The following is a 19,112-nucleotide window of genomic DNA, read 5'->3' on the forward strand; positions in this document are numbered from 1 at the left end:
ACGCGTGACAGGTAACCATCATGAATCAGCCGAAAACGCCTTACCAGATCCTTGGCGAGGATGGCATCCGCGAGCTCACCAGCGCATTTTACGACATTATGGACGAGCTCCCGGAAGCCGCAAACCTGCGGGCCATGCACGCTGCCGATCTCACCCCGATGAAGGAAAAGCTGGCGGAGTATCTGACCGGCTGGATGGGTGGTCCGCCGCGCTACGCGGACAAGTATGGCACAGTGTGTATGACCGAGCCCCACGAGCCCTACCACATTGGCCCGGAAGAGCGGGACCAATGGCTATTGTGCATGGACAAGGCGCTGGAGCGCATCGAAGCCAGCGAGGAGCTGGTGGAAATGCTCAGGATACCCCTGTTCCGCATCGCCGATGCGGTACGCAATCGCGAAGGTCCCAACGCAGCCAGCGTCGACAGCAATATCATCGCCTCCCACTGAGTCACAGTTCATGCACCTGAGATATCAACTGGCCACACTAGCGGCCGCCGGCATGCTTGCACTGCCCTCGGCCAGCCACGCCAACACCGCGCTTGAAGAGGAGATTCTGGTCACTGCCACCCGCATACCCCAGAATGCGGCCGCCCTGCCCCTCTCCTGGGCCGACATCGACGACGGCGCCCTTGCCCTCACCGGGCACGTGCATATCAACGAGGCGATGCAGCGCCTGGCCGGCGCCTGGATCAGCCGGGGGAACGGTCAGGAAAGCCTCACCGCCCTGCGTTCTCCCGTACTCACCGGCGCCGGCGGCTGCGGATCTTTCTTCATGGCGCTTGACGGCATCAGCCTGCGTTCACCCGGCTTTTGCAACGTCAACCAGCTTTTTGACGCCAACACCGAACAGGCCGGTGCCATAGAGGTTATCAACGGCCCCGCGACGGCCCTTTACGGTGGCGGCGCACTGCACGGGGTGATCAACGTCCTCAGCGCCCGACCAGCGAATGAACACTCGCTGGCGGTCGAGGCCGGCCCGAATGACTATTACCGGGGCAAGTACCTCTATGGCCGCAGCAACGACAAACACGGTGTCAGCCTGCGTTTCAACGGCACCACCGATGGCGGCTACAAGGACAGCTCAGGTTACGACCAGCAGAAGCTGAGTGTCAGGTACGACTACCAGGGACAGCAATGGGATATCAGCAGCGCCCTCAACTACAGCAACCTCAACCAGGAAACCGCCGGCTTTATCCAGGGCTACAAGGCCTACGAAGACCAGGACCTGAAACAGGACAACCCCAACCCGGAGGCCTACCGGGACGCATGGTCGCTGCTCGCCTACAGCCGGGCCAGCCGGCAGCTGAACTCACGCCACACGCTGGTGATCACCCCCTACGGGCGCAACAACGAAATGGAATTCCTGATGCACTTTTTGCCCTGGCAGCCGGTGGAAAAAAACGGACACAGCAGCCTGGGCCTGCAAACGGCGCTGTACAGCGATCTGGGCCACTGGAGCTGGATTAACGGGGTCGAGGGCGAGTACACGGACGGCTGGCTGAAAGAAGTCCAGGCGCAGGAATTCAGCCCCAACCAGCCAGCGGGCGTGCACTACGACTACCAGGTGGACGCGACGATGGCGGCCGCTTTCAGCCAGGCCACCTGGAAGCACAACCGGTTGGAGGCGACCGCGGGCCTGCGCTGGGAATACAACCATTACGATTACGACAACCGCACCGGAGACGGCCCGGCCTGCGACCCCACCGCCACCGCCTGCCGCTTCTACCGTCCGCGAGGCCGGGAGGACAGTTTCACCAACCTGTCCGCCAATATCGGTGGCAGTTTTGCCTACACCGACAACCATATCGCTTACCTGCGCTATGCCGATGGCTTCCGGGCACCCCAGGTCAGCGAGTTATACCGCCTGCAGTCCGGGCAACAGGTTGCAGACCTGGACTCGGAGGAGCTCAGGAACCTTGAAATCGGCTTGCGCGGCACCCTGGCAGCCACCCTGGACTATGACGTCGCGGTGTTCCAGATGGAGAAGGATGAGGTGATTTTCCAGGACGCCAATCGCCAGAATGTCAGCGGGGCAAGAACGCGTCACCAGGGCGTGGAATTGAGCATCGACTATCGCCTTGCGGACAATTGGTACCTCAATGGGGTCGCCAGTTTCGCCCGTCACCGCTACGACAGTCGGATCAACCTGATCGGGTCCTCCGGGGATATCGAGGGTAACGACATCGACACCGCTCCACGCCGCTTTGGCAGTGCCCGTCTCGGCTGGGAATTCAAAGCAGACAGCGTGGCAGAACTGGAATGGGTTTACCTGGGTCGCTATTACCTGGAGCCGGACAACGAGCACGAGTACGACGGCCATTCGCTGCTCAACCTGCGCATCAGCTCACAGTTATCGCCCCACTGGCAGGGGAATCTGCGGCTGACCAACCTGCTGGATGAGGACTATGCGGAACGGGCGGATTTTGGCTTTGGCAACTACCGGTATTTTGTCGGGCAGCCGCTGGGGGCGTATCTGGAGTTTGTTTACAGCCGGGGCGACGGCTAAGTTTCTACCAGACGGTCCGCGCGGTTGGGGTTTCGTTCATGGGACCGCCAATAAGCATACATCCATGTATAGGCTCGGCTTCGGCCATCCATGGCCTCAGACGCCCCATGAACGAAACCCCAACCGCGCAGACCTCTGTCCGGACCTCAGATCACCCCACCTGGAGAAGTCTCTCCTTGATACAAAAACCAGGGCTTGATGGCTGGCCAAAAGAAAAGACCTGGATTCTAGCGAATCGCCGAGATTCCCACCGCGTCCCGCACTTTCGCCATCAGCGCGCCGCTGTACTCCCGGGCCCGCTGCGCACCCGCGAGCAATACACTCTCGATGTGCCCGGGATCTTCCATCAGTTCGTTATACCGCTCCCGCGCCGGCGCCAGTTCCCCATTGATCAGTTCGAACAGCTGTTTCTTGGCCTCACCCCAGGCAATCCCTTCCTCGAAGTCCTTGCGCATACGCGCCGTTTCCGCTTCGTCGGCGAATGCGGCCCACACCTGGAACACGGTCGAGTCGTCCGGGTCCTTGGGTTCGCCCGGTTCCAGCAGGTTGGTCCTGATCTTGTTGATGTGCTTGCGCAGCTGTTTTTCCGGCAGGAAAAGCGGGATGGTATTGTTGTAGCTCTTGGACATCTTGCGACCGTCCAGACCCTGCAGCACTGCGACGTTATCGTCGACCGCAGCCTCAGGCAGGGTAAACACCTCGGCAAAGTTATGGTTGAAGCGGCCGGCGATATCCCGGGCCATCTCCACGTGCTGGATCTGGTCGCGCCCGACGGGTATGCGATGGGCATTGAACATCAGGATATCCGCTGCCATCAGTACGGGGTAGCTGAACAGCCCCATGGTGACGCCGAAATCCGGGTCCTCACCGGCTTCCTCGTTGGCCTGGACCGCAGCCTTGTAGGCGTGGGCCCGGTTCATCAGGCCTTTGGCTGCATTACAGCTGAGCACCCAGGTGAGCTCGGGAATTTCGGGGACATCAGACTGGCGGTAAAACAGGGCGTTGTCGGTATCCAGGCCCAGCGCCAGCCAGGTGGCGGCAATTTCCTTGGTGGACTGACGTACCAGCTGCGGGTCCTGGCACTTGATCAGGGCATGGTAGTCGGCAAGGAAGAAAAAGGACTCCAGGGAATCATTCCTGGAGGCTTCGATGGAGGGACGAATTGCGCCTACATAGTTGCCCAGGTGAGGGGTACCGGTGGTAGTGATTCCGGTAAGAACGCGTTGCTTGGCCATGATACTGTCTGTCCGCGAAAAGGCGACCATGATACCTAGCTTGGTAGTGGCTGGCTATCCTGTACTGCGTGTAACAGGGCCTCATAAGCGGGCTGTAATGCCGTCAATGTGTAGCGGCCCATATCGGGCGGAGATGGTTTTTCGGCGGCGACCTGCCGGATAAGCGCGACTGCGGAGTCCGCCTCGGCCTCTGGCTGTTGCGGGCTGGATGCGTAGCGAAAGTCCTCCGGGTACAGCTCGCGATAGGCGAGGCGATCCGGCACCACCGGCACACAGCCCGCGGCCACCGCCTCCATCACTGCCAGGCCCTGGAATTCATGTGCGGCGGTGGAGAGCACCAGGTCGGCGCCCGCCTGCAGCGACCGGTACTGCGACTCGGCATCGACGAAACCAAACTGCACCAGGCGATGGGCAAATTCTTCGCGAATCCGGGAAAAAACCGACGGCGAGTTGCGAAACTGCTGGCCGGTAACCGCCAACTGGTAGTCCAGCTCCGCCTGCTCAAGCCGCTGCAGGATAAGATACAGAGCCTCTCCGCCTTTGTCGTGCTCAAAACGGGCGCTCCAGATAATGCGCAAGGACAGGTCGGGACGCCAGCCCCAGGGCTCTTCAGCCTTCATTGGCTGCAGTGGCACGGGTAATACCCTCGCCTTGTTGCGCAATCCTTCCACGATGCCCGGCGGCACAAAGTCCGGAAGGCGGGTGAGCAGGGATTCGCAACCCTCCAGGAAACTGTCGCGATTGAAGGCTGAATTAAAGGCCAGGGTGTCGGCCGCCAGGGCACCGTAAAGACTCACCATCTGGGCTTCCAGTAGTCCATGCCGCTGACGGTGCTGGGGGAATGCAAACTGGTTCTCGTGAAAGTAGAGCACGCTGGGAATCGCTGCCAGCGCCGGCACCAGACCGCGCAGGGTGGCCAGATCAACCATGGAGGTGGCGATCAGCAGTTGCTGATTCTGCTCCAGGGCTTGCCGCTCAGCCAGGCCCCAGTACAGCGGATTGCCGCGCACCCGCCAGCTGAAATGGCGCGGCGGCAGGCTGAGCACGCTCCACTGCCAGTGAGGGAACATCTGTTGCAGCCCACGCTGCCAGTAGCGGTGACTCTGTGCCGCGTAGGCTGAAAGCAGAAGTACTCGCACGGCGTCAGTTGGCGACCAGGCTCCCCCGGTAGTTGTAGAAGCGCTGCAATACCCGGGCGAGATTGCAGGCATCACTTGTGCCCGCCAGTTCGCGAATGGAATGCATGCCGAAGGTGGGCACGCCGATGTCCAGGGTTCGCACGCCGATCCCCCCTGCCGTAATCGGGCCGATAGTGCTGCCGCAGGCCATGTCGGTGCGCACCACAAACGACTGTACGGGCACGCCCTCTTTCGCCGCCAACATTCGATAAAGGCCTGTGGTTTCACTGTTGGAGGCGTAACGCTGGTTGGCGTTAATTTTTATCACCGGTCCCTTGTTCAGGATAGGCCCGTGATTTTCGTCGTGCCGGTCAGGGTAATTGGGATGGATGCCGTGAGCGTTATCGGCGGAGATCATCAGCGAGCGCTCGGTCAGGGCGGCGTAGGCCGCCTCGTCAGCGACAATACGCTTGAGAACTGACGCCAGCAACGGCCCCTGAGCCCCCGAAGTGGACAGGCTGCCCACTTCCTCGTGATCGTTACACACCAGCAGCACGCTGCTTGCTCCGTCCCACTGCTGCAGGGCCCGCATACCGGTAAAACAGCTGAGCAGATTGTCGAGGCGCGCCGAGGCAATAAACTCATGGTGCAGGCCGATGATCGCCGCCTTCTGCGTATCGTAGAAACACAATTCGTAGTCGAGCACTTTTTCAACCGCGCAATCCGGGTGCTCATGGAGCAGCCGGTCCTGCAGCAGTTCCCTGAAGCTGGTGGTCTCGTCCCCCTCCAGTTGGCACAGAATCGGCGGTATATCCTGTTGCGGGTTGATACTGCGGCTCTTGTTGGCCTCTCTATCCAGGTGAATCGCCAGGCTGGGAATCACCGCTATCGGTCGGCGGAAATCAACCAGGCCGGTACGCAGTTCACCCGCTTCACACTGGTAACTGACCCTTCCGGCCAGCGACAGGTCGCGATCAAACCAGGGATTGAGCAACGCGCCACCATAGACTTCCACCCCGAGCTGGTAATAGCCGTTTACATTTTTCTCCGGGGATGGCTTCACCATCAGGCAGGGACTGTCCGTATGTGCACCCACCATTCGCAGGCCGCCATCGGGCCCGGACTCAGTGCCGATGCCAAAAGCGACGATAGCGCTGTCATTACGGGTCACGTAATAGCGCCCCCCGGCCTGGAGCTGCCAGTGGCTGTCTTCAGCCAGCTTGCGGTAACCGGACGTCTCCAACTGGTGGGCCATTTCGGCCACAGCGTGGAACGGGGTGGTTGCCGAGGCGAGGAATTCGCAAAGGTCACTGTTGAACTGCTTTTGTTCTGACATTGTTTACTCCTGAGCGGATGAAGGCTTGCTGACAGCGCGCATGCGGGCGAACAGGCTGGAGGTGTCCCAGCGACCGCCTCCCATGGCCTGGACTTCACCGTAATAGCCGTCGACCAGTTCCGTCACTGGAAGTTCCAGACCCAGGCGATCGGCCTCTGCCAACACCATGTCCAGATCCTTGCGCATCCAGTCCACGGCGAAACCGTGCTCGTACTCCCCGGCCAGCATGGTCTGGTAGCGGTTATCCATCTGCCATGATTGCGCCGCGCCCTGGGAAATCACTTCCACCACTGCGGCAGAATCCAGCCCGGTCTGCTCGGAAAACTCAAGCGCCTCGGCCAGGCCCTGCACAATACCGGCGATACATATCTGGTTAACCATCTTGGCCAACTGACCGCTGCCAGCCGGACCTAACAGGCGGACACATCGGGCATAGGCCTCCATGACCGGCTCAACACGCGCAAAATGCTCCCGTTGCCCCCCGACCATGACTGTCAACGCACCATTCTGGGCACCGGCCTGGCCGCCCGAAACAGGGGCATCCAGGAAACCGAGTGCCGATTCCTCCGCGTTAAGTGCCAGTTCACGGGCGAGGTCTGCTGACGCCGTCGTGTGATCGACAATGATGGCGCCCGGCTGCATGGCGGCCAGAGCCCCGCTCTCGCCCATTACCACGCTGCGAACATCATCGTCATTACCGACGCAGAGAAAACAGATCTCGGCACCGGCTGCGGCGTCGGCGGGAGAGTCGGCACAGTGACCTCCATATTCGGCGACCCAGTCCCGTGCCTTGGCTCCGGTACGGTTATAAACACAGACCTCGTGGCCAGCGCGTTGCAGGTGGCCGGCCATGGGATACCCCATGACGCCGAGCCCGATGAATGCAAGTCTCATTGTTCCTCCTCCTCAATCACGTCAGCCAGATGGCGAACAATATCGCCGCCAGCACAATGCGATAGTAAACAAAGGGCATCATACCCACCCGGTCCAGCAGCCGCAGGAAAACTGCAATACACATGTACGCTGTCACTGCGGAAGCACACGCTGCTATTCCCATCTGCAGCCAGTTCACGGCGGCGCTCGATTGCACGAGGTCAACGCTCTTGACCAAAGCCGCCCCGGATATCACGGGAATAGAGAGCAGGAAAGAAAAGCGCGCTGCGTCCTGACGACTCATATTCAGCAATAAGGCCGCGGTAATCGTTACCCCCGAGCGAGAGACGCCGGGAATCAGGGCCGCGGCCTGGGCCACACCGATAAACAGGGCTGAGCCAAAATGCAACTTCCGATCACCCCGTGTGTGCTGGGCATAACGGTCGGCAAAGCCCAGCAACAGTCCGAACAGGAGGGTCATTGATGCGATCACCGGCAGGTTACGGGCATGCTCTTCGATGTAATCTCCCTCGAATATGCCCAACAGGCCCGCAGGAATAGTGGCAAAAAACAGGTACCAGACCATGCGACTGTCAGCTGTGGACGGGCCGCCGGCAACAGAACGCACCCAGGCAGTGGCGATCAGTACCAGCTCATGGCGGTAGTACCAGACAACGGCCATAAGGGTACCGAGGTGAACGGCGACATCGAATGCCAAACCCTGGTCGGGCCAGTTCAGCAACAGCGACGGAAACACCAGATGGGCGGAACTGGATATGGGCAGAAATTCCGTCAGTCCCTGCAGGAAGGCCAATACCAGCGCCTGGAACAGATCTATCACTTGCGCTTACCCTGCTCGGACAGCTTCTTCCAGCTGATCTCTTCGCGGACGTAAATCGGCTGCACCTGCTGCGGCTCCTGCAGCCCTCCGCGGGAGGCAGTCGCAATCGCCAGTGGAATCAGGTCCTGCGCCTGGGGCAGCAGGGTCGCATCAATCCCACCCAACTGTGCCTGCACCGGCCTGGGAAACTGGTCAACAAACTGCAAACCACTGCCCAGCCCGAATACATTGCTTTCCTCCCCGGGTAGACTTAACTGTCCCGGGGCTACTGCCCGGGGAGCCGCAATTGCCTCCGGCAGTCCCTGTTCGATCCGGTAGCACTGAGCGTATATTTCATTAATGCGGGCGTCCAGGGTGCTGAGTACCAGGTCACCCTCCCCGACCAGTCCTTCCCTCAGGGCGGTCTGTACCTGGCAGGCAAGGGTGGAAACGGGAATAGCGGGCAAGCCGGTGGCGAAGGTCAGGCCCTGTACAGCACTGGCGGCAATTCGCAGGCCGGTAAACGAACCAGGGCCGGATCCGTACGCCACTGCCTCGATGCCCTGCGCCCGCAATTGGCCGTCAGACAGCAACTCGCGCAGCATGCCGAACAGGCGCTGGCTGTGTTGCCGCGGTGTTAGTTCATGCCGCTGCTGAATGTCTGGGTCGCGCCAGAGGGCCACTGAACAGGCCTCGGTCGCTGCTTCAATGGCCAGAATGCATTTCATCGGGATTGTGCTTCGATCCGGGGGTAGATGTTAAACTCAATTATCACACAGCCGGAAGCCGGTAAGAACCTGCATTGGACAATTTCACTCACGATCCCACGCGCATCTGCGCACTGATTCTGGCGGGAGGCGCCGGTCGTCGCGTGGGCGGAAGGGACAAGGGTCTTCTGTGCTGGCGCGGGCGGGCCCTGGTTGAACATGTCCATGGGGCGCTGGCGCCCCAGGTGAACGACATTTTCATCAGTTGCAATCGCAATCGCGAGCGCTATGCCCAAATCGCCCCGCTTGCCCCGCCCGACCTGCGAGAAGACTACCAGGGCCCTCTCGCCGGTATTGAGGCGGCCCTGAGCGCGATCAATCAGGAGTTTATTCTGGTAGCGGCCTGCGACACGCCCCGGCTACCCGAAAACCTGGTAGCGAGACTCGCCTTGGGTCTGCGGGAGGCGCCGCACGCGCAGGTGGCCCATGTCAGGGTAGATAGCAGGGATCATTACCTCTGCGCCCTGTTGCGGCAAGAAAGCCTTGCGGGCTTGAGCGCCTACCTGAATAGTGGGCAGCGCGCAGTTCGCCACTGGTACGCCCAACTGAACGCGGTGCCGGTTGAGTTTCCGGGTCAACAAGAAGCGTTTATGAATCTCAACGAGGCTGAGGAATTCGACTAACGGAAATAAAAAACCCGCATCGTTACCGATGCGGGTTTTAATGATGACAAGCGAGTCGTTACTTCTTCTTGGCCGCTGCTTTCTTTTTAGGTGCTGCTTTGCCTGCGGCCTTTTTCTTGGGTGCAGCCTTCTTTTTGGCTGCTGCTTTTTTCTTCTTGGCCGCGGGCTTTTTCCTGCCCAGGGCAGCCTCAAGCTTCTTCTCCGCTGCCTTGGCCTTGGCTACGGCTTTCTTCTCGGCCGCCGCGATCTGCTTTTCCAGGCGCTTTTCGAGGGCGGAAAGTTTCTTGCCATCGGACTTGGCGCGAGCCTTCATCCACTTCTCTGCGTGCCTGGCTAGCTCTCTGGCCTTGTCCATTTCCGCCTTGGCAGCCAGTTCGGCTTTTTTAGCCAATGCCTTTTCCTTGGCAGCGGCCTTGACCGCAGCAACGCGCGCTGATTCAGCCGCATCCACGACGCGGTGTTTCGCCGCAGCCAGCTTTTCACGCATGGACTTGAGTTTGTCGGAACTTTTCTTGGCGGCATTTTGCGCTGCCTTGACGGCGCGCTTGTTGGCGGCCGTTGCTTTCTTGCTGGCCTCCTTGCGCGCTGCATTCAGTTTCTTTCGAGAATTTTCCAGCGACTGCTTCTCAGCGTCTATCGCTTTTTGCACTTTTGCCAGGGCCTCATTGGCGCGTGCTACTGCAGGTGAAGCTGCAGCCTTTTTTGCCGGTGCTTTACGCGCGGGCTTTTTCTTCGCCGCGGGGCGCTTCTTTGCTGGCGCCTTTTTGCGGGAAGCTGGCGCTTTCTTTGCAGTTGCTTTCTTCTTTGCCGTTGCCATTACGCTCATCTCCAGAGTTGTTAGTCAGGTAACGCGGTTTAAAAATAGCAACAAAAACCGAGGCTTACAACAGTCGCGAAGCACAAAATACAGGACTAAATCAATGCCCTGGCAGCAAAAAAAACGCTCACTGGAAAATATTTTCCATTAACCCATTATTGGCAAACGCATTAAAACACTATCTATACAGTGTTTAACGAATCTCCAGGCACAAAAAAGGGAGCAACGCTCCCTCTGTACATCGGCTCTGTCGACTATACCTTTAGTTCAGAAAAAACTGCATCGCGAATTTCTTCAACCGTTCCTACACCGGGAACACAGTGGTAGTCAGGTGCGTCATCCCCAACCATGTCCTGGTAAAAATCGACCAGCGGGCTGGTCTGGGAATGATAAACCTCCAGACGCTTGCGCACGGTTTCTTCCTTATCGTCGTCTCGTTGTACCAATGGTTCGCCTGTCTCATCGTCCAGCCCTTCCTGCCGGGGAGGATTGTGCTGCACGTGATAGACACGACCTGATCCGGGGTGCACGCGACGGCCGCTGAGGCGCGATACGATTTCTTCGTCTTCAACAGCTATCTCAACCACGTGATCAATCCTTACTCCAGCTTCCACCATGGCCTGCGCCTGGGGAATCGTACGAGGGAATCCATCAAACAGGAATCCGTTGGCACAGTCGGGGTCGGTTATACGTTCTTTCACCAGGCCGATGATAATGTCGTCCGAAACCAGACCACCGGCGTCCATGACTTCCTTGGCCTTCAGGCCAAGTTCTGTCTGGGCTTTTACCGCCGCACGCAACATGTCGCCAGTGGAGATTTGTGGGATGCCGAATTTCTCAGTAATAAACTGGGCCTGAGTGCCCTTTCCAGCGCCGGGAGCGCCCAACAAAATCAATCGCATTGGCGAGTTTCCTCGTTATCAGGTGGATGCGGCGAGGCCGCTTCGCGATGGGTAAAAACGGGTTTTTCGGAGGCCAGTAACCATACACAGCGGGCAATTATGTTACAACCCCTACCTTTGGCGAGTATCAATGCCCCTTGGCACGATTCCAGAGGGCGTCCAGAGCGGCGTCATCGAGGCTGTCGAGGGAAGTACCTGCAGCATCGGCGAGACGCTCCATCTGCCGGAAACGACGCTCAAATTTGCTCGACGATTCCCGGAGCGCAGTTTCCGAGTCAAGCTTCAGGTGACGGCTCAGGTTCACACAGGTAAACAACAGGTCGCCTACTTCCTCACAAACCGCTTCCCGCTGTCCTCCTGCCAGTGCCTGGCGGAGCTCCTCGATTTCTTCTTCCAGTTTCGCCAGCACCGGCGCCGGATCAGGCCAGTCGAAACCCACACCGGCAGCCCGTTTCTGCAATTTCTGGGCCCGTGGCAGCGCCGGCAGCGCAAGCGGAACATCGTCCAGCACACCATGCTGCTCCCGCTCGCCGCGCTCGCGGGCCTTGATTGCTTCCCAGGTGGCGTTGACCTCTTCGACACTGGTGTCAGCGTCGACAATGCCTTCGATTTCACCGCCCGCGAATACATGGGGATGCCGGCGCACCAGTTTCTCCACCAGGGTATTAACGATTTCGGCGAAAGTGAACAGGCCCTGTTCCCGCCCCAGTTGGGCATAGAAAATCACCTGGAACAGCACGTCTCCGAGTTCCTCCCCGACGTGATGAAAGTCATCCTGTTCGATGGCGTGAGCCAGTTCATAACACTCTTCCAGGGTGGAAGGGACAATGGACCTGAAGCTCTGCTTGAGGTCCCAGGGACAACCGTATTCGGGATCACGCAGCCGCTCCATTACCCGCAGCAGGTCCTCGATGGTGTACATATCGCTCCCGCTCATTCGCTCAGCCGAACCGCGGATATAACATTGTGCAGCTGGTTAATCCGCTCCAGCAGCCTGGATAGCGAGGCCAGGTTAGGCACCTCCACCCGCAGTCGCATGGTCGCCGTGTGGCTTTTCTTGTTGGTCTGGGTGTTAATGGTGAGCACGTTTATCCTGGCATGGGCAAAGAGGCCGGTAATATCCCGCAGCAGGCCCTGGCGATCATAGGCCTCTATCGACACATCCACTTCGTAATTGTCGGTTGGCGAACGGCCCCATTCAACGTCGATAATCCGCTCCGGGTGGCTGTCGGCCAGTTTGACCAGACGGGCACAATCGGTGCGATGAATGCTCACTCCGCGCCCCTGAGTAATAAAGCCGGTAATTGCGTCACCCGGCAGCGGCTTGCAGCAGCCGGCCATGTGATTGAGCAGATTACCGACGCCCTGCACCTGTACTTCACCCCGGTAGCGGGTCGCGCCCGGGCGGGCCAGCTTGAGCTGCGGTTCCCGGCGCTGTTCTACCAACCCCTGGGCTGCATTGAGCACCTGGGCGGAGGATAAGTCTCCCGAGCCCACTGCAGCGTACATATCCTCGACGGTTTTCACCTGTACTTTCCGGGCGATGCGCTGGTAATCGACACTGGTCAGGGCGAGACGCCTGAACTCACGTTCCAGCAGGTGGCGGCCGGCGTCTACATTTTCCTCCCTTGCCTGGGCCTTGAACCAGTGCTGGACTTTTGCCCGCGCCCGGGAGGTACGCAGATAGCCCAGCCCGGGCTGCAACCAGTCGCGCTTGGGTGTGCCTTCCTTACTGGTGAGAATCTCCACCCTTTCCCCGGTGTTCAGGGCGTAGGTCAAAGGCACGATAGAACCGTTGACCTTGGCTCCGCGGCAGCGGTGGCCGACTTCGGTGTGGACGTGATAGGCAAAATCCAGAGGCGTTGCTCCCTGGGCCAGGTTGACCACGTCTCCCTGCGGGGTGAATACATAGACCCGGTCCTGGGCCACGTCAAAACTGAATTGCTCGGCTACATCGCCGGTATCACCGGTCTCTTCATGCCAATCCAGCACCTGACGCAGCCAGGCAATCTTTTCCTCGTAACTGCTGGCCATACTCTCTGTGGCGCCAGATCCCTTGTAACGCCAGTGAGCGCAGACACCAAGTTCCGCCTCCTCGTGCATCTGCCGGGTGCGGATCTGTACCTCGAGGATCTTGCCCTCCGGGCCAATAACCGCCGTATGCAGCGAGCGATACCCGTTCTCCTTGGGATTGGCGATATAGTCGTCGAATTCGTTGGGGATATTGCGCCAAAGGCCATGGACAAGCCCGAGGGTGGCATAGCAGTCCTTGATTTCAGGGACCAGAATGCGCACGGCGCGAATGTCATAGACCTGGGAAAAGCCAATGCCCTTGCGCTGCATTTTGCGCCATATGCTGTAGATGTGCTTGGCCCTGCCCTCAATCTCGAACTCCAGGCCCGCCCTTTTCAGCACCTCGGACAACAGCTCCTTGACCTCGGCGATGAACTGGTCCCGTTCCAGACGCTTGCCATCCAGCAGGCGGGCAATCTTGCGATAGGCATCCGCATAGATGTAGCGGAAGGACAAGTCTTCCAGCTCCCACTTGAGATGACCGATGCCCAGGCGATGGGCCAGCGGTGCATAGACGTCGAAGACTTCCCGGGCGACGGCTTCCCGCCTGCCCTCGTCATCCTTGACCGCGCGAATAGCACAGGTGCGTTCGGCCAGCTTGATCAGGGCGACCCGCACGTCGTCCACCAGAGCGATCAGCATTTTGCGCACGTTGTCTTTCTGGGCATTGGCCTGGCCCAGCACCGGCCGTTCCTGCTGCAGCCGCAGGTCACCGATAGCGGCCATCTTCAGGACACCCTGCAGCAGGCGGGAAACCGCGGGGCCAAAGCGCTCCTCCACCGCTTCCACGGTGATGCGTTTTTCGCGTACTACCCGGTACAACATCCCCGCCAGCAAACAATCGTTGCCAACGTGCAATTCAGCCAGTATCAGCGCAACATCCAGCCCGGCCTTGAAACAATCACTTTCTACGGCCCAGTCGAGTTGGTCTTCACCGGGGCCTTCGGCCAACTCGCGCACCAGCTCGGCCGCAGCCAGCAGGCGCTCCCGCTCCGGCAGCCCAAGCGTCAGCGGCAGCGTATCCAGCCACGCGGACAGGTCCACTTCATGGCGTTCTGCGTCGTGGTGGGATTGATGGCGAACCTGGACCACGTCAGCCCTCGGCGAACACGCCGGTTGACAGGTAACGATCACCGCGGTCGCAGACGATGGCGACAATTACGGCGTTCTCCACCTCCCGCGACAGTGTCAGCGCGGCAGCGACGGCGCCACCTGAGGATACCCCGCAGAAAATACCCTCTTCCGCTGCCAGTCGGCGCATCATGGTTTCGGAGTCGGACTGGGATATATCCATCACCCGATCAACCCGGGCGGCATCGAAAATTGCCGGCAGGTAGGCTTCCGGCCAGCGGCGTATACCGGGAATACTGGAGCCATCCTCGGGCTGCAGACCGACAATCTGGATATCCGGATTCTGTTGCTTGAGGTACGCGGAACACCCCATGATCGTGCCAGTGGTCCCCATGGAGCTGACAAAGTGGGTGATTGTGCCCCCGGTCTGCTGCCATATCTCCGGTCCGGTACCTTTCAGGTGCGCCAGCGGATTGTCGGGGTTGCCGAACTGGTCCAGCACCCGCCCCTCTCCCCGGGCCTGCATTGCCATCGCCAGGTCACGGGCACCTTCCATGCCCTCCTCCTGGCTCACTTCTATCAGCGTGGCACCGTAAGCGGACATGGCCTGCTTGCGTTCATCGCTCATGTGCGATGGCATGATCAACAGCAGGCGATAACCGCGAATCGCCGCCGCCATGGCCAGGGCTATACCGGTATTGCCACTGGTCGCCTCTATCAGGGTGTCACCGGGCTTAATGTCCCCGCGAGCCTCCGCCTCGGCGATCATACTCAGCGCGGGCCGGTCCTTCACCGAGCCGGCGGGGTTGGTGCCCTCGAGTTTGAGCAATAGGGTATTACTGGTCTCACCCTGCAGGCGCTGCAACCGGACCAGCGGGGTATTGCCTACACAGGCTTCGATAGTGGGGTATTCGTGCATAGTGTCTCAGCATCCTTACGCCGACCGGCAGTGTACCTTGTCATCCGTCGCGGTGCAGCGCGGGAAGCGAAAAATGTTGTCAAACCATGGTCCAGGGATCAGGCCAGAACCGCAAACGCGATAACACAATCAACCTCGTCCGCCAGACTGAGTTCCACCCGGCTGCCGCCTTTTCCCCTGGCCACGTTGAGGGCACCACCGGTCAAACTGACCACCGGCGCGCCATGTTCATCATGGCTTATGCGAATATCCTGCCAACTCACCCCCCGGCCAATCCCCGTACCCAGGGCTTTGGCAACGGCCTCCTTGGCGGCAAACCGCTTGGCCAGCAGGTTCTGCGGTCGGGCACTGGCCGCATATTCCTCGCACTCTTCCGGCGTCAGAATGCGTTTTACAAAGCGCTCTCCAAGACGATTGACCACCTCGTCGAGGCGCTCAAACTTCAAAATGTCGGTACCGATCGCGATCATCTGTCTTCCCCTGCGCCCGGATGGCGCCTGCGGAACAAATCCCTGCTCTTAAGTGGTGCATCGCCCAGGTGCTGGGTCAACACCTGGCGCAGCAAGCGCCGTGCGGCCGTACTGGCAGGCCCCTCAAATTCGCCGCGGGCGAGGGCCAGCAGATCAGCACCGGCATACGCGGGGCGGGCCGGGTCACTACCCGGCAAACCCGTTACCAACCCGTGATCGGGATGGTAATGATACCAGCCCTCCGCCTCCAGTCCCTCACCGCTTAGCCCGTCCTCTGCCAGGGAGAAGCTGTAGCCCAGTTCATCCAGCAGAACCAGTTCAAAGCGACGCAGCGGTGCCTCCACCGCACCCTCTGCTGCCAGTTCGGTGAGGGCGTTGCTGTACGCCGCAAAAAGCCGGGGATGGGGGTCGTGCCTGTGCAGCAGGCGCACCAGCAGTTCATTGAGATACATGGCGCTGAACAACCAGTCGCCGCGCAGGGCGAGCCGCGATCCCGCAGGCTCGACCTGAGTCAGGGTTTTCATTTCGCTGCGCCCGCTGAAGGATAGCAAAAGCGGCGCGAATGCCTGTAACAGGGCGAGCTTACTGCCGCCCTTGCTGCGCCTGCGGGCACCTTTGCTCACCAGGCTGAGGCGGCCGTGTTCGGCACAGAACACGTCCAGGATAAGGCTGCTGTCCCGGTAGGGGCGACTGTGAAGGATATAGGCCGGCTGTAGATGGACACGCATACTGGCGTTAACGCTCAGACGTCGTCGTAGCCCAGGCTGCGCAGGGCGCGCTCGTCGTCAGACCAGCCGCTTTTCACCTTGACCCAGAGACGGAGCATGACCTTGCAATCAAACAGGCGCTCCATATCCTTGCGGGCATCGGTACCGATAGAACGCAGGCGGGTGCCCTTTTCTCCGATGATGATTTTCTTCTGGCCCTTGCGTTCGACCAGGATCAGGGCGGAAATATGCGCGACTTCCCCCTCCAGGGCAAACTCCTCGATTTCCACAGTGACCGCGTAGGGCAGTTCGTCACCCAGCTGGCGCATAATTTTTTCACGCACGATTTCTGCCGCCAGGAAACGCTGGCTGCGATCAGTTATCTGCTCCTCCGGGTAAAAATGAGCGGATTCGGGCAGGTGCTTGATAATTTCCTGCTCGAGGACGTCAACGTTGCGCTGGCGCAAGGCTGATACCGGCACTATTGCCTCGAATTCGCCACGATCGGCCAGGACCTGAAGATGAGGCAGCAATACATTCTTGTCCTCCAGCAGATCGACCTTGTTAACCACCAGTACCGTGGGTAACCCTGCCCGCTGGACCTGTTCCAGCACCATCTGGTCTTCATCCGTCCAGGCGGTACGGTCGACCAGGAAGAGTACCAGGTCGACGTCGCGAATCGCTGAACTGGCAGCCTTGTTCATATACCGGTTAATGGCCTTGTCTTCACCCCGGTGCAATCCCGGCGTGTCGACAAAAATAATCTGGTGATCACCCTCGGTCTTGATGCCCAGAACCTGGTGTCGGGTGGTCTGCGGCTTGCGCGAGGTGATGCTGATCTTTTGCCCCAGGATATGATTGAGCAGTGTCGACTTGCCCACGTTCGGGCGCCCGACAATGGCCACGTATCCGCAGCGTTTGGGTTCACTTGCCACGGACTTGCAACCTCTCGAGGGCAACCCGGGCTGCCGCCTGCTCTGCCTTGCGCCGGCTGCTGCCGGAGCCCTCCACCACCAGTGAGGGTTTAGCCAGTCGACAGGCGACTTCAAACTGCTGGTTGTGATCCTCACCCTGCACCGCCAACAGGGCGTACTCCGGCAGGGGTCGCTGGCGTCCCTGCAAATATTCCTGCAACCGGGTTTTTGCATCCTTGCTGACCTCGTCAAGTGACAAGGCCTGCAACCGTGGATCGTACCAGTCGAGCACACGAGTTCGGCAGGTCTCCACATCGGAATCGAGCAGGATGGCCCCGATCACCGCCTCCAGCGCATCAGCCAGAATGGAGCCGCGCCGTTTGCCACCGCTCTTGCGCTCGCCGGAGCCCAGCACCAGGTAGTCACCAAGGTCCAGGTCACGGGCCACCCTGGCCAGGGTCTCCCCCTTGACCAGTGACGCGCGCATGCGGCTCATTTCGCCCTCGCGGGCATCGGGAAACTTGCGAAAGATCGCTTCGGCAATAATATGGTTGAGAATGGAGTCGCCGAGGAATTCCAGGCGTTCATTGTTGCGCCCGCCCACACTGCGGTGGGTCAGGGCGAGTTCCAGCAGGCTAGTATCGACAAACTGGTAGCCCAGCGCCCGTTGCAGGCGGGCCAAGTGTGCCTGCTGATCCGTCACTTGATGTTAGGTTTTCCCGCCACGAACAGCAGGTCATCAAATTTGAGCACTGCGTCCAGGCGACCGGCAATCGGCACCCGGGCTTCGTAGCTGGCATCGATATAGGTATTGCCTTTTTCCCGGTAGATCTCCACATCACCGATTTTAAGGGCATAGATCTGGTTGGTATTAAACAGGTTGTCTATGCGCCGCCGCACCTGGCCGACGGTGGTCGTCCCCGGCTCGTGCTCGTTGGCAACCTGGGTAATGATGTCCTTGACGGACAGGTATTCAAAATAGTGAGGCACTATCTTGACGATACACATGATATAAAAGCCGGCCATAATCGCGATGATCAACATGCCGGGTATGGACATCCCTTGCTGTCGCTTGAGCGTACGCATTCCCTTATCCCCCCTCAAGATTTTTATCGTCATTCTATCAGGCCGACCCGATCGAAGCTGGGAATACTCAGGAAGGAATCCCAATGCATCCATACCGCGAAAGCCTTGCCTACTATATCCTTTTCTGGCACCTGACCCCAAACCCTTGAATCGGAACTGTTATCACGGTTGTCGCCCATCATGAAGTAGTGGCCAGGCTTCACCTTGACGGAAAAATTGCGCGGCATGCGGGCTTCATCGACCTGCATCAGGTGCGACACATCACCGAGTTGCTCCAGGCCCAGCCGGTAACGGGCATTGACCCCGGGGGCAATGGCAACATCCTCGCGACTGACCTGCTCGCCATTCACGAACAGGCGCTTGTTGCGGTAGCTCACGGTATCGCCCGGCAGACCGACCACGCGCTTGATGTAATAGGTCTCGTTCATATGGGGAGGGAAAAACACCATCACATCGCCACGCTGCGGCTCATTCAGATCCAGCACCTTGGTCCTGGTCACCGGCAGGCGAATGCCATAGGTAAACTTGTTAACCAGGATATAGTCACCTACCTGCAGTGTCGGCACCATCGACGAAGACGGAATCTGGAAGGGCTCGACCAGAAACGAGCGCAGCACAAAAACGATAAACAGGACCGGGAAGAATGAACGGGCATACTCCACCAGGACCGGCTCTGCCGCCTGGTCTGCCACCCGCGCCTGGAACTGCTGGTGTTGCGGATTGTCCGTCTTGTCCCAGTTCGGGTACTGCTTCTGCAAGCCGGCGATGACCTTTTTCCGACCTGGTGCCAGGAACAACGCATCCAGCAACCAGATCAGGCCCGAACCAGCGACCAGGATTACCAGGATCAGGGGGAAATCGATACTCACTCCG

Annotated in this window: 20 protein-coding genes; 3 read left to right on the forward strand and 17 right to left on the reverse strand. The window is 59.6% G+C overall.

The features are described 5' to 3' along the window. Nucleotides 1-20 precede the first annotated feature (20 nt). Together E2F43_RS16630 and E2F43_RS16635 are read left to right on the forward strand one after the other, a co-directional pair. Nucleotides 21-449 carry a group II truncated hemoglobin gene (locus E2F43_RS16630; protein ID WP_133214763.1) on the forward strand — a complete coding sequence of 143 codons (429 nt, stop codon included), beginning with the start codon at nucleotides 21-23 and terminating at the stop codon, nucleotides 447-449. A 10-nt stretch (nucleotides 450-459) separates the two neighbouring features. Further along, nucleotides 460-2,508: a TonB-dependent receptor gene (locus tag E2F43_RS16635; RefSeq protein ID WP_238946985.1), complete on the forward strand. Its 2,049-nt coding sequence runs from the start codon at nucleotides 460-462 to the stop codon at nucleotides 2,506-2,508. A gap of 227 nt (nucleotides 2,509-2,735) precedes the next feature. On the opposite strand, the gene E2F43_RS16640 is transcribed toward E2F43_RS16635, so the two are convergent. Genes E2F43_RS16640 through tsaB form a run of 6 tightly spaced genes read right to left on the reverse strand, consistent with a single transcriptional unit; the run spans nucleotide 2,736 to nucleotide 8,618 of the window. Next, on the reverse strand, nucleotides 2,736-3,743 hold the full coding sequence (locus E2F43_RS16640) for a tryptophan--tRNA ligase (protein WP_133214765.1): 1,008 nt from the start codon (nucleotides 3,741-3,743) through the stop codon (nucleotides 2,736-2,738). Nucleotides 3,744-3,778: 35 nt separating this feature from the next. Continuing rightward, on the reverse strand, nucleotides 3,779-4,882 hold the full coding sequence (locus E2F43_RS16645) for a tRNA-queuosine alpha-mannosyltransferase domain-containing protein (protein WP_238946986.1): 1,104 nt from the start codon (nucleotides 4,880-4,882) through the stop codon (nucleotides 3,779-3,781). Nucleotides 4,883-4,886: 4 nt separating this feature from the next. Beyond that, on the reverse strand, nucleotides 4,887-6,197 hold the full coding sequence (locus tag E2F43_RS16650; RefSeq protein WP_133214769.1) for a M18 family aminopeptidase: 1,311 nt from the start codon (nucleotides 6,195-6,197) through the stop codon (nucleotides 4,887-4,889). Between the two features lie 3 nt (nucleotides 6,198-6,200). Next, complete coding sequence (locus tag E2F43_RS16655; RefSeq protein ID WP_133214771.1) at nucleotides 6,201-7,091, reverse strand: NAD(P)-dependent oxidoreductase; 891 nt, start codon at nucleotides 7,089-7,091, stop codon at nucleotides 6,201-6,203. 16 nt (nucleotides 7,092-7,107) lie between these two features. Then, nucleotides 7,108-7,908 carry an undecaprenyl-diphosphate phosphatase gene (locus E2F43_RS16660; RefSeq protein ID WP_133215194.1) on the reverse strand — a complete coding sequence of 267 codons (801 nt, stop codon included), beginning with the start codon at nucleotides 7,906-7,908 and terminating at the stop codon, nucleotides 7,108-7,110. Further along, nucleotides 7,908-8,618 (reverse strand): tRNA (adenosine(37)-N6)-threonylcarbamoyltransferase complex dimerization subunit type 1 TsaB, encoded by a 711-nt coding sequence (gene tsaB / locus E2F43_RS16665; protein WP_133214774.1) that lies wholly within the window; start codon nucleotides 8,616-8,618, stop codon nucleotides 7,908-7,910. Before tsaB ends, E2F43_RS16660 begins: the two co-directional genes overlap by 1 nt. A gap of 74 nt (nucleotides 8,619-8,692) precedes the next feature. On the opposite strand from tsaB, the gene mobA reads away from it, so the two are divergent. Further along, the gene (gene mobA / locus E2F43_RS16670; RefSeq protein WP_133214776.1) at nucleotides 8,693-9,280 is read left to right on the forward strand and encodes a molybdenum cofactor guanylyltransferase MobA; all 588 of its coding nucleotides are present in this window, start codon (nucleotides 8,693-8,695) and stop codon (nucleotides 9,278-9,280) included. A gap of 58 nt (nucleotides 9,281-9,338) precedes the next feature. On the opposite strand, the gene E2F43_RS16675 is transcribed toward mobA, so the two are convergent. The 11 genes from E2F43_RS16675 to lepB form a co-directional block, all read right to left on the reverse strand. Next, entirely contained in the window at nucleotides 9,339-10,097 is a 759-nt protein-coding gene (locus E2F43_RS16675; protein WP_133214778.1) for a histone H1, read from the reverse strand. Nucleotides 10,098-10,351: 254 nt separating this feature from the next. Next, nucleotides 10,352-10,999 carry an adenylate kinase gene (gene adk, locus E2F43_RS16680; RefSeq protein ID WP_133214780.1) on the reverse strand — a complete coding sequence of 216 codons (648 nt, stop codon included), beginning with the start codon at nucleotides 10,997-10,999 and terminating at the stop codon, nucleotides 10,352-10,354. A 127-nt stretch (nucleotides 11,000-11,126) separates the two neighbouring features. After that, nucleotides 11,127-11,936, reverse strand: a complete 810-nt coding sequence (gene mazG / locus E2F43_RS16685) for a nucleoside triphosphate pyrophosphohydrolase (RefSeq protein WP_133214782.1) — start codon at nucleotides 11,934-11,936, stop codon at nucleotides 11,127-11,129. Beyond that, the gene (gene relA, locus E2F43_RS16690; protein WP_133214784.1) at nucleotides 11,933-14,164 is read right to left on the reverse strand and encodes a GTP diphosphokinase; all 2,232 of its coding nucleotides are present in this window, start codon (nucleotides 14,162-14,164) and stop codon (nucleotides 11,933-11,935) included. The genes mazG and relA overlap by 4 nt, the downstream gene beginning before the upstream one ends. A 1-nt stretch (nucleotide 14,165) precedes the next feature. Next, nucleotides 14,166-15,062: a cysteine synthase CysM gene (cysM, locus tag E2F43_RS16695; RefSeq protein WP_133214786.1), complete on the reverse strand. Its 897-nt coding sequence runs from the start codon at nucleotides 15,060-15,062 to the stop codon at nucleotides 14,166-14,168. A 98-nt stretch (nucleotides 15,063-15,160) separates the two neighbouring features. After that, a complete protein-coding gene (gene acpS, locus E2F43_RS16700; protein WP_133214788.1) occupies nucleotides 15,161-15,532 on the reverse strand; it encodes a holo-ACP synthase in 372 nt (123 codons plus the stop codon). Then, complete coding sequence (gene recO / locus E2F43_RS16705; protein WP_133214790.1) at nucleotides 15,529-16,260, reverse strand: DNA repair protein RecO; 732 nt, start codon at nucleotides 16,258-16,260, stop codon at nucleotides 15,529-15,531. Before recO ends, acpS begins: the two co-directional genes overlap by 4 nt. 14 nt (nucleotides 16,261-16,274) lie before the next feature. Then, nucleotides 16,275-17,174: a GTPase Era gene (era, locus tag E2F43_RS16710; protein ID WP_133214792.1), complete on the reverse strand. Its 900-nt coding sequence runs from the start codon at nucleotides 17,172-17,174 to the stop codon at nucleotides 16,275-16,277. Next, nucleotides 17,164-17,835 carry a ribonuclease III gene (gene rnc / locus E2F43_RS16715; protein WP_238946987.1) on the reverse strand — a complete coding sequence of 224 codons (672 nt, stop codon included), beginning with the start codon at nucleotides 17,833-17,835 and terminating at the stop codon, nucleotides 17,164-17,166. Before rnc ends, era begins: the two co-directional genes overlap by 11 nt. A gap of 17 nt (nucleotides 17,836-17,852) precedes the next feature. After that, a complete protein-coding gene (locus tag E2F43_RS16720) occupies nucleotides 17,853-18,239 on the reverse strand; it encodes a DUF4845 domain-containing protein (RefSeq protein WP_165954370.1) in 387 nt (128 codons plus the stop codon). Nucleotides 18,240-18,268: 29 nt separating this feature from the next. After that, nucleotides 18,269-19,108 carry a signal peptidase I gene (gene lepB, locus E2F43_RS16725; protein WP_133215196.1) on the reverse strand — a complete coding sequence of 280 codons (840 nt, stop codon included), beginning with the start codon at nucleotides 19,106-19,108 and terminating at the stop codon, nucleotides 18,269-18,271. Between the last annotated feature and the right edge of the window lie 4 nt (nucleotides 19,109-19,112).

It is taken from the genome of Seongchinamella unica (genome assembly GCF_004354085.1).
Classification (GTDB): Bacteria; Pseudomonadota; Gammaproteobacteria; order Pseudomonadales; family Halieaceae; genus Halioglobus; species Halioglobus unicus.

Excerpts from the sequence above, each read along its gene's own strand:
- adk (WP_133214780.1), bottom strand. The coding sequence starts at position 10,999 with ATGCGATTGATTTTGTTGGGCGCTCCCGGCGCTGGAAAGGGCACTCAG.
- acpS (WP_133214788.1), bottom strand. The coding sequence starts at position 15,532 with ATGATCGCGATCGGTACCGACATTTTGAAGTTTGAGCGCCTCGACGAG.
- E2F43_RS16720 (WP_165954370.1), bottom strand. The coding sequence starts at position 18,239 with ATGCGTACGCTCAAGCGACAGCAAGGGATGTCCATACCCGGCATGTTG.
- E2F43_RS16655 (WP_133214771.1), bottom strand. The coding sequence starts at position 7,091 with ATGAGACTTGCATTCATCGGGCTCGGCGTCATGGGGTATCCCATGGCC.
- E2F43_RS16630 (WP_133214763.1), top strand. The coding sequence starts at position 21 with ATGAATCAGCCGAAAACGCCTTACCAGATCCTTGGCGAGGATGGCATC.
- E2F43_RS16650 (WP_133214769.1), bottom strand. The coding sequence starts at position 6,197 with ATGTCAGAACAAAAGCAGTTCAACAGTGACCTTTGCGAATTCCTCGCC.
- E2F43_RS16640 (WP_133214765.1), bottom strand. The coding sequence starts at position 3,743 with ATGGCCAAGCAACGCGTTCTTACCGGAATCACTACCACCGGTACCCCT.
- cysM (WP_133214786.1), bottom strand. The coding sequence starts at position 15,062 with ATGCACGAATACCCCACTATCGAAGCCTGTGTAGGCAATACCCCGCTG.
- E2F43_RS16675 (WP_133214778.1), bottom strand. The coding sequence starts at position 10,097 with ATGGCAACGGCAAAGAAGAAAGCAACTGCAAAGAAAGCGCCAGCTTCC.
- E2F43_RS16635 (WP_238946985.1), top strand. The coding sequence starts at position 460 with ATGCACCTGAGATATCAACTGGCCACACTAGCGGCCGCCGGCATGCTT.
- tsaB (WP_133214774.1), bottom strand. The coding sequence starts at position 8,618 with ATGAAATGCATTCTGGCCATTGAAGCAGCGACCGAGGCCTGTTCAGTG.
- mazG (WP_133214782.1), bottom strand. The coding sequence starts at position 11,936 with ATGAGCGGGAGCGATATGTACACCATCGAGGACCTGCTGCGGGTAATG.
- recO (WP_133214790.1), bottom strand. The coding sequence starts at position 16,260 with ATGCGTGTCCATCTACAGCCGGCCTATATCCTTCACAGTCGCCCCTAC.